The following is a 14,327-nucleotide window of genomic DNA, read 5'->3' on the forward strand; positions in this document are numbered from 1 at the left end:
GACAGAAAATGCTTTTTTATATCAAAACCGCTTACCGGAATTTTATTAACCAGCGCCCCTATAGCTTTATCAACCTGATAGGATTGAGTTTGGGTTTATGGATCGTATTGCTCAGCCTTTTGATGGTCACGCATCATACGGGCTTTGATACTTTTCATAAAAACTATAAAAATATTTATAGGGTATTGACCATTCCTTCAGCTGATAAGCAGCAGGTTAGTGCGATAACCAATCCGTTGGAGATTGAGGAGATGGCAGAGGAGTTTCCGGAAATTAAAGGATACGTAAGACTACAGCCTAGTCAATTAAAGATCAATGATGCTGTGGATTATAATGGCTGTTATTATGCTGATTCATCAGTGGTAGATGTTTTTTCTTTTGAGTTGTTGTTTGGAGCATTTGATCGGTTTAAGAAAGATCCTAACACTGTTATTGTCTCTGAATCCTTTGCCAGTAAGTATTTTGTTAAGGAAAAAGATGTTGTGGGCAAGCAACTGGAAATAAGTTCATTATATGGAGAGCAGGAAGGGAAGAAAATGACGATTGTGGCGGTATTTGAAGATTTACCTATTAAATCAACTTTTCGACCCAATATCTTATTGCCTATTAGCAATTCTGATGATTTTCAGCTCTATAGATCTCCTGAACAAAGAGGGGCTAGGTTTTTAACTTCATATTTGACTTTAAGAGAAGGGAGTGATTGGGAAGGACTGGAGAAAAAGATGAATGAAGGTGAGCAGGAATGGTATAAGTCTACCTATAAACTTCAGCCTTTGGAAAAAGTGCATTTGTACTCAGAAGGTATAGCAGGATCACAGTCCACCAAATCCATAAAAGGAGTTTTGCTTTATTCGGGAATAGGAATGCTGGCTTTGCTGGTCTCTTTGCTCAATTTTATGTTGCTTTATTCTGCGATTTCTGAGCGAAGTATTAAAAACATGGCTTTAAGGAAAGTGATGGGGATGGAAAACAGAGATACTTTGAAGATGATATTTGCAGAGTCGCTTTTAATGTGCTTTATGGCAGCGGCTTTTGGTTTTTTGATTCTTAAATCCACACTTCCTTATTTTAATGGGCATTTACAAGATCAGTTGGTACTTTCCATGAAAGAAAATTGGAGCTTTTTTGTTGGGTCAATTATACTGGTGTTTATGATTGCGGCGCTTAGCAGCCTCTATTTTTACCGATATGTAAGCCGCCATCAAGTGGTTGAGGTATTGGAAAAACAGGCTTCCCAACGGCATAATCTGTTCTTTGGGAATGGGGTGATCTTGGCCCAATTGGTGATAGTTACAGCTATGCTGGTGTTTTCATTTGCCTATTATAAGCAGTTGGGCTTTATGATGAACCAAGGTAAGGGCTTTAATACGGATAATTTATTAACTGTTTATAAGTATAACCAATCTCTCGATGAGGTTCAGAAAGGCCTTTTTAATCTGCCAGAAGTGCTGGCAGTAAGCGCTAGTCAGGTACTGCCTATCCATGGTTCTAGCCAGAAAAGTATCATTAAACTAAAAGATCAGCCTTCCAAAGAGTATGCTTTGGAATATATGAATGTGGATGAATCCTTTATATCCTTATATGATATTGAATTGAAGAAAGGTCGGAATTTTTCTAAGGAATTCTCGACGGATTTAAAAGAGTCTTTAATTATTAATGAGGCAGCTGCCAAGTTTATGGAGTTGGATGATCCCATAGGGGTTGAAACAAACATCGGAAGGGTAATTGGTGTCGTGGATGATTTTAAGTTTGAGACCTTTAAAAAGGAGCTTAGACCATTGTTTTTGAGAATGGAGGATATATCGAAGGCAAATGGTTCCATTACAATAAAGTATAAGGAAGGAAGAAAAACCGTGACTGCAGAACAGGTAAAGCATTATTTGGAGAGCAATCAGATTTTTGTGGCATCAACAATAAGTGACTTTAAAGATCATCCCAAAGGCGTACTTATCAACTCAAACTATGTGAATGATATTATGGAGAGGATGTATGGAGATGAAAAAACGCTTCAGAAAGTGGTAAGCTTTTTTACGCTAATGGCCATACTTATCAGTTTGATGGGAATTGTGGGCATGTTTTTATATAAGACCGAAAGACGCGCCAAGGAAATAGGTATCAGAAAAGTAAATGGGGCTTCGGTCAAGGAAATCCTGCTGATGCTGAATGGGGACTTTGCAAAATGGATTGTTTTGGCTTTTGTGATTGCCTGTCCAGTGGCCTATTATGTGACACAAAAATGGCTGGAAAACTTTGCTTATAAAACCACACTGGACTGGTGGATATTTGGTTTGGCAGGGCTGTTGACACTGATTGTGGCTTTATTGACGGTGAGTGGACTGAGTTATCGCGCAGCGATTACCAATCCGGTGAATGTATTGAAGGATGAGTAATGAGGTTGGAAGACGGAAGATGGAAGATGGAAGACAGAAGACCGAAGGGGAAGACTGGAGACGGAAGGTAACTTGAGTTTAGAAACGGACGTCCCTTTCACATTTTAGTCATTGCTGGGAAAATAGCAGATATACATAATTATTGAAATATGTTTTTTAGAATATTAAAAGAATATATCCGTCGGATGATCAGGTCCTATAAGGTTTACTTGATCACTATTTTGGGCATGAGCATTGCCATCATGGCTTTTTTTCATGCTTATCTGTTTGTGTATAAGGAGCTGAGTGTGGATGCTTTTCACGCTAAGGGAAAGGATATCTATAGGGTGGTAAGAAATGATCCTCATTCGGCCTATAGGAGTACAAGGACTTATGCTCCTTTTGGGGAATTGTTAAAGGACAAACTGCCCGAAGTGGAAGAGGTGGTCCGTCTAGAGAAGACTGGATATCTCATGGAGCGGCATGGGGAGCAAGTGCTGGAAGAGTATTTAATGGTTGATCCTACTTTTTTTACTGTTTTTGACTTTAAGTTGGTGTTGGGCAGTCTGGACAAATTTGCAGATACACCAAATGCGATAGTGCTTTCCGAGAAGATGGCTCAATTATATTTTCCAAATGAAAGCGCATTGGGTAAGGTGATTGAAGCAAAGGAAGATGGAGAAGTGAATACCGAATTTATAGTGGTGGGGGTCATGGAAAATATTCCTGCTGAATCCAGTATACAGACAGATTTTGTGACCAATATAGTATATTCAAGCTTTTTGAGTTCTAAAGATTACGGTTCTGAAAACAAATGGTGGTTGCCGTACAATGATCTATATGTGTATGCGCCGAATGTTACTGATCGGGAGGCCTTATCGACGAAATTGACCACCGAGCTTATTAATAAAATCAAGCCACTTTTTAGTCGTACCAATGGAAGTTTTGATGAAAACCAATACCAACTTGATCTACAAAGCTTAGACGAGATTTACCTGCACTCTGATGATATCAGCCAGTCTAGAAAAGGTTCGCTTAGGTATATACAGGTAATTTCTTTGGTTGGCATCATCACGCTTTTATTGGCACTTACCAACTATATTATCATGAACCTTGGTTTGAATTTAAACCGTGCCAAAGAGTTTGTAACCCGTCGGGTGCTAGGGGCTAGTAAGGGGGATATTCTTTCACTGTTTGTGCTAGAGTCAATGATCAATGCCTTAGTCTGCTTTGGACTGACCATGATCAGTTATCCATTGATAGGTGAGTTGATTGGAGACATCATTGGCTCGGAATACGAATTATCTATCGTTACAGATTATAAAATTATCCTTTCCTTTTTGTGCATTGTGATTGGTCTAGGAGGCATTATTGGGCTAATGGAGTACATTTTGTCCTATAATTCCATATTTGTCAAAGAACATGGAAAAGTCATTTCAGCATCTGTAGGGAGCAAGAAGCTGATGATTGGCTTTCAGCTTTTTCTGTTTATTGGCTTGATGAGCTGTATCCTCATTGTAAGGAAGCAACTGGATTTTGTGCATGAGCTTGATAAGGGTTTCGATATCGAGGCGATAGTAGGAGTGAGAGTTCTAGATGATTCTAACGAGATTAGAAATTTGCTTAGCGCCAATAGTCATGTAGAAAGTATTTCCAGAGGCCAGCGGCTTTTTAGGAACAAGCCATCCAGCTTATGGAACCTTGAGGTACCTGCAACTGATCGAAATATAGAAACTCAATGGATTGATGGTGATGATCAGTATTTGGCGGTGCATGATATTCAGTTGAAAAGTGGACGGAATCTTTCCCCGACCAAGGCTGCGGATTATGAGAAAAGAGGAGGAACACTTCGCCGGAAAGACAGGAAGGGCATTTTTGAAGTGATGGTGAATGAAGAGTTTGTCAGACAGGCAGGATTGGTTGATCCGATCGGTGCTAGAATTACCAAGAAAAACAGTCCTGACATGACCATTGTAGGGGTTTTTGAAAACCTGTATAATTTACCGCTTTATTATCCCATGAAGCCGATGATTTTGGGAACGGATTTTACAGGTTTTCCAATAGGGCTGTTTCAGGTGAGGTGTTCGAAAGGCTTTCATGAAAGCATCTTTGCCGATGTGGCCAATTACCTGGAGAACCTGGGGTATCCTGGACACCTCGCCGATAAACTGGTGCAGACTTTTGATTATGCAGAAGTGTACCATGAAGAATATAGGCTTAAAAAATTGTTGGATGCCTTTACGGCCATTGTGTTGGTGATTTCCATGTTGGGACTGGTCGCTATCTCGCTTTTTGTAACTGGAAGCAAATCCAAGGAAATCGGCATTCGGAAAGTGAATGGGGCAAGTGCTAGAGAAATTCTTTTGCTGCTGAACAAAGATTTCGTGCTGTGGATAGCGATTGCTTTTTTACTGGCCTGTCCAGTAGCTTATTATGCCATGAGTAAGTGGCTGGAGAGCTTTGCCTATAAGACCGCCTTGAGCTGGTGGGTGTTTGGTTTGGCAGGATTGATCGTATTGATCATCGCTTTAGTCACCGTTAGCTGGCAAACCTACAAGGCGGCCATTACCAATCCGGTGAATGTGCTGAAAGACGAGTAGTTTTTTAAACCATTAAGGCATTAAGTTCATTAAGGGTTTATTTATTTTCTTAGAGCTAATATACAGCTTATTACCAACCGGTTGTATGTGTTGATGGACGAGTTGGATTTTTTAAACCATTAAGTTCATGATGGGTTTATTAAATGTTTAAAGCAGAAGGGATGGAATCTGGTATGGGTGATTGGTCCAAGTCAGGTGGTTTGAACTATAATTAGGGCTTTGCAGTGCATTTGACTCGCAAAGTTATAACGGAGTCAGATACTCAAGTTTAGTCGTCTCGCAGCTCAGCTGTCGAAACAGCGGAGAATCATTATCTCCCTTTTACCAATTGATTGGATGTGAAAGCAATTTAATGTGTAGAATTCAATTTTGATATAAGGTGTTTGCTTAAACCATTGATTAATTGATACACTATTTATAAGGGTGTTTGCCAAATAATATATCGAATTGATTATTTTCTAATAAGCTAGATTAAGGCTTTGCTAAATCTTTTTAGTATGCAATTAAAGTTTGTTTATTTTTGAAATTTGGATTAAAATTATTTACTTTAAAATTGCAAAAGCCCGAAATAATATCATGATAGCTAAAAATTATAAGGTAGAGTATGTTGAAGGTAGCCGTGTAGGAAAACCAAATGATGGAGAGCATACTGATATTGATTTGTGGAAAGCCTTTAAAAAGGGCAGTAATTCCGCTTTCTTGAAAATTTATGAAAATTATTTCGATAGTTTATATAGGTTTGGTTCAAGGATCACTACCAGGGAAGAATTGGTTAAGGATGCCATCCATGATGTGTTTTTGGATTTAAGGAAGTATAGTGAGACCATAGGTGATACCCATCATATCAAGTTTTATCTGTTTAAGTGTTTAAAAAGAAGAATCATTAAGGAATTGAACAAATGGTCTAGCCGTCAATCTAATTTGAATGAGCATACGCCCTTTGAAGTTACCATCTCCCATGAACAATTCTTGATAAATTCTCAGCTAGATCAAGAACAATTTAATAATATTCAATCTGCTCTGGATGGTTTATCACCAAGAAAGAGAGAAGCAATTTATTATTTGTTTTATGAAGGGATGAGTTATGAGGAAATCAGTGAAATGATGTCATTGTCCAATCCTAAATCAGCCCGTGATTTGGTCTATAAAGCCTTGCGTTCCCTAAGGAATTCCCTTGGTTTTATTCCATTATTTTTTCAATTAACTAATGCTTGATTGAAATATGGCTTAGCCTGATACTAGGTTTTAGTTTTTTCAATTTAACTTCAGACAGTTATAAAATTAGTTTAACCCGGATTATGCATTAGCAATCGTAGTGAGGGCTGACAATGCAAGAAAATCAGGCTGTTTGGAGACTGAGCCATAGCACCGCTATGGTGAACCTGTCTACCACCAGGTAGAGTCGAAAACAGCAGCAAAGCGTCTGATTTTAAAGCATTTTCAGTCCGTAATAGATAAGCTAATGCATATTTCGGGTTTAATAAGGGAGAAAAAGGCCTTTTCTAATTTTTTTGAAAAAAAAATCGAAACAGAAGGCGTTGTTTGGGAATTGTACTGCTATACCATAAAAGAGCAGCAATAAAACCCAAAAACATGCCGCAAATTAAAGATCTTTTAGAAGACGTAGAATTTATCCGATGGGTAAAGCAGCCCGATGCTGACCTCAATCGGTATTGGCAGCACTGGTTGGAGGCCAATCCCGATAGGTTTGCTGATGTCAAGCTTGCCAAGGAAATACTTTTAAATCTAAATTTCCCGTCCAAACCTTCCAATGAGGAAGCCAAAAAGGAGGTGTTGAACCGCTTACTTTCTAATAAGCGTATCGCTACATCCGAAAAAACTAAATCTATAACACCTTATTCATATCATCCTGTTTTTTGGGACAGGATGAGCCAATGGGCAAAGGTGGCAGCCATACTTGTTTTTTCTCTTCTGATTTCTTTCTTTTCTACAAGGTTTTTGGATAGTGATGTAGAAGGTGAGCAAGTAGCTGGGCTAGAGTGGATCACGAAATCTACAGCTATGGGAGAGAAGTTGAGTTTTAGGCTTTCAGATGGATCAGTGGTTTGGCTTAATGCAGGTAGTAGCCTACAGTATCCTGTTAGCTTTGATTCAACAGTACGTTTGGTGAAATTGTCTGGAGAGGGTTTCTTTGAGGTGGCCAAGGACAGCATTAAACCGTTTAAAGTGCTTTCCGGTAATCTAACGACTACAGCCTTGGGAACCTCCTTTAATATTCGCAGCCAAGCCACAAAAGACGTTAAGGTTTCTCTGGTTACAGGCAAGGTAATGATTGATGAAGCTTTTTCCGGTAATGCATATTTTTTAAGCCCCGGACAGGAATTGGATTTTGATCTTGGGAAGGAGAAAATAGATATTCATCCATTTGATGATGAATTGGTTCAAAGCTGGCGGAATGGCGTTTTGATCTTTAAGAAAGCACAGTTTAAGCAGGTAAAAGAAAAGCTGGAAAGCTGGTATGGGGTTTCCATTGAAGTGAAAGGTGTGATTCCAAAGACATGGCGCTTTTCTGGAAAATTTGAGCAACAAATGTTGGAAACGATTCTTAACAGTATGTCTAATATTGAAAACTTCGATTATAAAATCAACGGAAAGAAAGTAAATATATCATTTAAACAATAACCCAAAAAACATGAAAACGAAGCACTATAACAGTTCATAAAAAAGGCCAACTGGCATTTAGTCAGTTGGCTCCTTAAGGGTGGTTTCAGGAAAGTCAAAACATTGGGGAATGTGGATACTCCTGAGAACCAGGTCTAATGAATTAATCAGTAAACCAAACAAAATTATGAAATTAAATCTACAAAAGACAATTTATATGTTGTCCAAGTATTTCCTATACGGGTTTATAGTACAAATGTTGGTGTTCAACTTTGTATTGGCCACTAATGTCAAGGGGCAGTATAAATCCATTGATGAAGTTCAAGTAAGGATAGATAAGAAAACGGATTCCCTAATCGAATTTTTTAGGGCAGTGGAAGCCCAAACTTCATTTAATTTTTTATACGACCACGATGAGGTGAATGAAAGGGCCCGTATTAAGCTGAGTGAAAGGACAGGAAGTGTGGAAAGCTATCTCAGAGAGCTTTCTGAACAGACAGACCTTAGATTCAGGCAGGTCAATAACGGGATAGATGTGAAGAGAAAAGAGGTTTTCCAAGAAACTAATATGATCCTTCAAGAAAGGGTTGTCAGCGGGCTTGTAGTTGACAAGTCTGGAGAAAGCTTGCCTGGAGTGAATATTATTATCAAGGGGAGTACCAAAGGGACGATTACAGATCTGGATGGTAAATTTAGTATCGAGGTTTCCAATGATGATATACTCGTATTTTCCTTTTTGGGTTTTACCTCAAAAGAAGTGCAGGTAGGCAATCAGGATTTCCTAAATATCACCTTGGAAGAGGATCTTTCCGATCTGGATGAAGTGGTCGTGGTAGGTTATGGTACCGTCAAGAAAAGTGACCTTACGGGTGCGGTGGCTTCTGTCAAGCCTGACGAGCTGAATTTGGGCTCACTTCAAAATATTGACCAGATGCTGACTGGTAGGATGCCAGGTGTTCAAATCAACCAGAACAGTGCTGAGCCGGGAGGATCTGTGAATGTAAGAATCAGAGGGGTAGGGTCTATCAATGCTGGTAATGAACCACTTTACGTGATAGATGGAATGCCCATAGATAATAGCCCTTCCATTTCAGGCTCCGGCTCAGGAATCAGCGATAATAGGAATCCGAAAAATCCACTTAATCTAATCAATCCCAATGATATTGCATCCATTGAGGTGCTAAAAGATGCTTCGGCTACGGCAATTTATGGTTCAAGAGGAGCCAATGGGGTGATCATGATCACTACTAAAAGAGGAAGTAATAAGGGTACTCAGGTAACTTATGATTTTTCAGGAAGTCTCCAGCGCATGGCCAATAAAGTAGACTTGTTGAGTTCAACTGAATTTGCGCAGGTGGTTAATGATATTCAGGAAGACAGCGGACTAGATCCATTGTATGATTTATCCCAAGTCTCAGAACAATCTGATTGGTTGGATGAGATTACCAGAACAGGGTATATACAAAATCATAACTTGGCCGTCAGTGGCGGGAATGACAAGAGCTCCTTTTATTCTTCAGTAAGCTATTATGACCAAGAAGGCATCGTGGTAAGTTCTGGTATGGAGCGTCTCTCAGCCAGGTTAAATGCCGAATTTAAAGCCAGTGATAAATTTCGCTATGGGGTCAACTTGACCAATTCCTATGTCAAGAATGATAATGTACCTTTTGGAACCGGTTTCAATGCCAGTGCAGGGGTGGTCAATTCGGCCATGGAAATCGATCCTACTATAGACAAGTTCAACCCTGACGGGACCCCGTATCAGGATTTTAGTATCGATATGGACAATCCTTTGATCATTGCGGATGTCTTTACAGAAGAGGAGAATACCAGGCTTTTGGGAAATGTCTTTGGAGAGTATACCATTATCCCAGACCTAAATGCCAAGCTGACCTTGGGATTTGACAGGCTGAATGCTAGAAAAGATACCTATGTGCAGTCCACCACCAAGACAGGGATTGCCAATGGCAGTGGTATAGGTACGATCATCACGGGGGATAAATCCAATAAAATGCTCGAGGCCACGGTCAACTATAAGAAGAATTGGTCTGTCCATAATTTCAACTTTTTGGCTGGTTATACCTATCAGGACTTTATCAATAAAGGTTTTAGCGGCACCATTGATGGATTTCCTTCCGATGCGCTGTTGACCAATAATTTTGGATTGGGAAATACAGAAAGAGATGAAGTAAACAGCTATAAAAACTCCAATAAGCTGATCTCTTATCTTTCTAGGGTCAATTATGACTATAAAAGTAAATACTATGTTACTTTTTCCATGAGAGCTGATGGTTCATCCAAGTTTGGGGAAAATAATAAGTTTGGTTACTTCCCAAGTATGGCACTGTCATGGAGGGTTTCACAAGAATCTTTTCTTTCCAATTCAGAAGTGGTTACCAATCTGAAATTAAGAACCAGCTGGGGGAAAACAGGTAACCAAAGCATCGGGAATTTCATGTCCCTTTCCACTTTAGGAGCTGGGGGATTGGCTTTGATCAATGGACTACAGCAACAAGGAATTACGGCAACGAGGATTCCTAATCCGAATTTGAAATGGGAAACGACCACACAGTTTGATATAGGAGTGGACTTGGAACTTTGGGCAGGACGTTTAAATTTCGTTGCAGATTATTTTATCCGAAATACGGATGATCTATTGCTCAATCTTCCCCTACCAAAATCCTCTGGTTTTAATTCCATCTTGGACAATGTGGGGTCTGTGGAAAACAAGGGATTTGAGTTGGCCATTGAATCTTATAATATAGACAGACAAAAGTTTGCTTGGACAACAAGCTTTAACCTTACCAAGGTGAATAATACTGTGACTGATTTGGCCGGAAGTGACCAGATTCTTCAAGGAGGTCTGCCATTTACTTCTGACATTACGATAGTAACCGAAGGCCAGCCGTTGAATAGTTACTATGGACATATTGTAGATGGTATATGGCAAGAAGGTGAAGATATCGCCAATTCGGCACAGCCTAATGCCCAGCCAGGTTATCCGAAATTTAGGGATATCAGCGGACCTGAAGGGGTGCCTGATGGAGCGATCAGTGATGCTGATAAAACGGTTATTGGAAGTCCGTTCCCTGATTTCTCTTTGGGATTACGTAATAATTTCCAATATGGCAGGTTGAATTTGGATGTGTTCTTTGCAGGAGATTTTGGCCAAAGTCTACTTAACCAAAACTTGCTGAACTCCCTTTATCCAATTGATCCAGGAAGAAACCGTTTGGCGGAGCCCTTGTTAAACAGATGGACACCTCAAAATCCAAGCAATAAATGGCCATCCGGTGTAAACCCAACCTCTTACGGCGGAAGTACGGTGAACAGCCTTTCTGTGGAAGATGCCACTTTCATCCGTTTAAGAAACTTGAGGCTGAGCTATGACTTCAATGTGGCCAATCATAAATTCCTAAGAGGGGTGAACTTTTACCTTCAGGGAAGTAATCTATTGTTGATCACTGACTATATGGGCTTTGATCCCGAAGTCAATTCCCTTAACAATGGAGCGAATTCAGCTAGGGCTGACTATAACGCCTATCCCAATGCAAGGACTTATAGCCTGGGATGTAGACTTTCCTTCTAATTGACTCTGTGAATTAAAATTGAAAACAAATGAAAAAATATAGTTTATATATCGCTGGATTGTTGCTGATGACCACCTTTACCGCTTGTGAAGAGCAGCTGGTAGAAGAACCTTATGACCAGCTTAGCCCCAGCAATATCCTGAATAATGAGGTGGGATTGGAATCTTTGTTAACATCTGCCTATGGGTTTATGCAAGTCCATCGATTTGGACTTATCCAATGGCACTATCTAGAAGAAGGTCCTTCTGATCTGTTTTTCGAATCAGGAGGAGGGCAAGCACGGGATGCAGCTTTTATACAGGATTTTACCTTTAATTCTGAGCATCCCTGGATAGGTGGTGTTTATAATGGCAGATGGAATGCCATTAGGGATGTCAATTTGTTTTTGGACAATGTGGAAGCGGTGAATTATACCCAAGCAGATAAAAACGAAAGAATTGCAGAAGCCCGGTTTATACGTGCCTTTAGTTATTACTTATTGACCAAGTGGTTTGGGGAAGTGCCATTGACACTGAGCAGCACGCCAGAGCTTTATCCGGCAAAGACTCCTGCAAGTGAGATGAACCAGTTTATTGAGTCCGAGCTAAGGGCTGCAGCTGATGGACTACCTACTGTACAAGTAGAAGCTAACAGGATCACAAAGGGAGCAGCTTTGGGCTTATTGACCAAGTTTTTCCTCAACACCAAACAATGGCAAAAATGTGTGGATACTGCAGATGAATTGATGGACTTAGGTGTTTATGATTTATATCCTGATTATGAAGCCATGTTTGCACCAGAGAATGAGGTCAATTCAGAATTTATCTTTGTGATGCCTCAGACCCGTGATGCTGGTGGTATGGGGACAGAATGGTTGTCACTTTCCCTTCCTCCTGCCTACCCAATTGATGGGCCAAACTTTGCCGCTCAATTCAGGTATTACGATGCCTTTGTCAATTCCTTTGCCCCTGAGGATACAAGACAGAACCTTATACTGACCAGTTATGTGAGAAATGACGGACAGCCGGTGCAACTATTGGGTAATGACAATTCCAGAAGTTTCAAGTTTTTGGACCCTAATCGAATAGGGGTAGATCAGGAAAATGATTTTCCTATGGTACGATATGCGGATATTTTACTCGCAAAGGCGGAGGCCCTGAATGAGGTTCAAGGGCCTAACCAGGAAAGCATAGACTTGATTAACCTTGTCAGGGCAAGGGCTGGTGAAGATATGGAAATGCTACAGTTGGCCAACTATGATCAAGGTAGTTTGAGGGATCATATTCTGCAGGAAAGGGCTTGGGAGTTTTATTCCGAGACTAAAAGGAGAAGTGACCTCCTGAGGCATGGGAAGTTCATTGAAAGGGCATTGGAAAGAGGGAAAGATGCGAAGCCTTACAATGTATTGTATCCTATACCCCAAGGTGAAATCAATGCCAATGAAAATCTCGTTCAAAACGATGGATATTGAGGGTTAAGGTCAGTCAGTTAATGCTTTTTGTTTCATTTGGGATAAGGGCATTGACTGATCTTTTTGTTTTATTTTCTGGGTATTATAGGCAAGAACAAAACAAAAGATCATGACTAATTATAAAATAGCTTAGTGAAATTACTTAAGAGATCTCATGCATTATTTAATACATGAGATCTTTATTTTCCAAATATTGAATACACCTATTTATGAAAAGAATTTTTAGCTTATTGTTGCTTGCCCTATTGGCATCATGTGCCAGTAAGGAAAGTATGAATTCAGTCAAGAAACCAAATATTATAGTTATTTATACTGATGATATGGGGATGGGTGATTTATCCTGTTATAATAGCGGATGGGTAAAAACCCCAAATATAGATCAACTTGCAGCCAATGGTATAAAGTTCAATCATTATTATACCGCTTCTCCGGTTTGCTCCCCTTCAAGGGTATCCATTACAACAGGAATGTTTCCTACGGAGTGGGGAATTAATACTTATTTGCATCATCGTAAAGGGAATGCTCAATGTGAACAGTTGGATTATCTTGATGTTTCTGCCCCGTCCATGGCCAGGGTCCTCAAGCAAGTGGGGTACAAGACAAGCCATGTTGGAAAATGGCATATGGGAGGCGGGAGAGATGTAGATGATGCTCCCCAGATTACCGAATATGGTTTTGATGAATATACTACAACTTATGAAGGTCCTGATCCTGATAAGTTGATTACTGCTTCAAACTGGATTTGGAGTGAAAAGGATAGTATTGAAAGGTGGGAAAGAACGGGGTATTTTGTGGACAAGACCCTAGATTTTTTATCCAGAAATGAGGGTGAGCCCTGTTTTGTCAACTTGTGGCCAGATGATATGCATGACCCTTGGGTTCCTAGTGAGGAGTTTTATGGTAAAAGGAAAACTTGGCCTAGTAAACCAAATTTTATCCCTGTTTTGGAAGAGTATGACCGTCAGATTGGGAGGTTAATGGCTGGGCTTGAAGAAATGGGTATCCTAGAGAATACTTTGATCATCTTTACCAGTGATAACGGAGCTTATCCAACTTATGAACAGATCAGAACCAACAGTCAGCGAGGTGCAAAGTGTAGCTTGTATGAGGGAGGAATCCGTATGCCTTTCATTGTAAGTTGGCCAGAAGTGATTACTCCAGGAAAGACTGATAATGAAAGTGTGATTAGTTCTGTGGATATTTTGCCGACTTTATGCGCTATTACCGGTGCAAAGCTTCCTGAAGGATTCGACTTGGCTGGAGAGGATATGAGTGATGCTCTTTTGGGAGAAAAAACTCAGCAGAGACAAAAAGATATCATGTGGGATTTTGGCAGGAATCGATTTTTTGGAAGACCACGTCAGCCTTATCACCAAAGTCCTCATTTAGCTATTAGAAGAGATGATTGGAAATTGCTGGTAAATTCGGACAGCAGTAGATTAGAGCTGTATGATATAAAAAAAGACCCAAACGAAACGACCAATATAGCTGAGCAATACAGGGACTTGGCAGGGGAACTGAGCCATGAAGTGATCAATTGGTATCTCACAAAAAGGGTAGTTAGGGAAGAGTAAGTTAATGTGAGGAATCATGAAGGCTATCTATAATATGACCATGTAAGGTTAGAAACAATGGCCTTCAAATGTTCAAATGGGGCGATTTTAGCGTTTAACTTCAGTTTTGGGAGTATGATGGA

General features: G+C 40.0%; 7 protein-coding genes. All 7 read left to right on the forward strand.

What is annotated here, in order from left to right; genetic code table 11:
• Positions 1–8 precede the first annotated feature (8 nt).
• The 7 genes from H7U17_RS01370 (at position 9) to H7U17_RS01400 (ending at position 14,205) form a co-directional block, all read left to right on the forward strand.
• Positions 9–2,390 carry an ABC transporter permease gene (locus H7U17_RS01370; protein ID WP_186754013.1) on the forward strand — a complete coding sequence of 794 codons (2,382 nt, stop codon included), beginning with the start codon at positions 9–11 and terminating at the stop codon, positions 2,388–2,390.
• Between the two features lie 149 nt (positions 2,391–2,539).
• Positions 2,540–4,969, forward strand: a complete 2,430-nt coding sequence (locus tag H7U17_RS01375; protein ID WP_186754015.1) for an ABC transporter permease — start codon at positions 2,540–2,542, stop codon at positions 4,967–4,969.
• A 576-nt stretch (positions 4,970–5,545) separates the two neighbouring features.
• Entirely contained in the window at positions 5,546–6,184 is a 639-nt protein-coding gene (locus tag H7U17_RS01380) for an RNA polymerase sigma factor (protein WP_186754017.1), read from the forward strand.
• A 378-nt stretch (positions 6,185–6,562) separates the two neighbouring features.
• Positions 6,563–7,612: a FecR family protein gene (locus tag H7U17_RS01385; protein WP_186754019.1), complete on the forward strand. Its 1,050-nt coding sequence runs from the start codon at positions 6,563–6,565 to the stop codon at positions 7,610–7,612.
• Between the two features lie 166 nt (positions 7,613–7,778).
• Positions 7,779–11,180 carry a SusC/RagA family TonB-linked outer membrane protein gene (locus H7U17_RS01390; protein ID WP_186754021.1) on the forward strand — a complete coding sequence of 1,134 codons (3,402 nt, stop codon included), beginning with the start codon at positions 7,779–7,781 and terminating at the stop codon, positions 11,178–11,180.
• A 29-nt stretch (positions 11,181–11,209) separates the two neighbouring features.
• On the forward strand, positions 11,210–12,631 hold the full coding sequence (locus tag H7U17_RS01395; RefSeq protein ID WP_186754023.1) for a RagB/SusD family nutrient uptake outer membrane protein: 1,422 nt from the start codon (positions 11,210–11,212) through the stop codon (positions 12,629–12,631).
• 209 nt (positions 12,632–12,840) lie between these two features.
• Positions 12,841–14,205, forward strand: a complete 1,365-nt coding sequence (locus H7U17_RS01400) for a sulfatase family protein (protein WP_186754025.1) — start codon at positions 12,841–12,843, stop codon at positions 14,203–14,205.
• Positions 14,206–14,327 lie beyond the last annotated feature (122 nt).

The sequence above is a fragment of the Echinicola salinicaeni genome (assembly GCF_014280965.1).
GTDB lineage: Bacteria > Bacteroidota > Bacteroidia > Cytophagales > Cyclobacteriaceae > Echinicola > Echinicola salinicaeni.

Coding starts and splice junctions, on each gene's coding strand:
- H7U17_RS01370 (WP_186754013.1), top strand. CDS start 9: ATGCTTTTTTATATCAAAACCGCTTACCGGAATTTTATTAACCAGCGC.
- H7U17_RS01375 (WP_186754015.1), top strand. CDS start 2,540: ATGTTTTTTAGAATATTAAAAGAATATATCCGTCGGATGATCAGGTCC.
- H7U17_RS01380 (WP_186754017.1), top strand. CDS start 5,546: ATGATAGCTAAAAATTATAAGGTAGAGTATGTTGAAGGTAGCCGTGTA.
- H7U17_RS01385 (WP_186754019.1), top strand. CDS start 6,563: ATGCCGCAAATTAAAGATCTTTTAGAAGACGTAGAATTTATCCGATGG.
- H7U17_RS01390 (WP_186754021.1), top strand. CDS start 7,779: ATGAAATTAAATCTACAAAAGACAATTTATATGTTGTCCAAGTATTTC.
- H7U17_RS01395 (WP_186754023.1), top strand. CDS start 11,210: ATGAAAAAATATAGTTTATATATCGCTGGATTGTTGCTGATGACCACC.
- H7U17_RS01400 (WP_186754025.1), top strand. CDS start 12,841: ATGAAAAGAATTTTTAGCTTATTGTTGCTTGCCCTATTGGCATCATGT.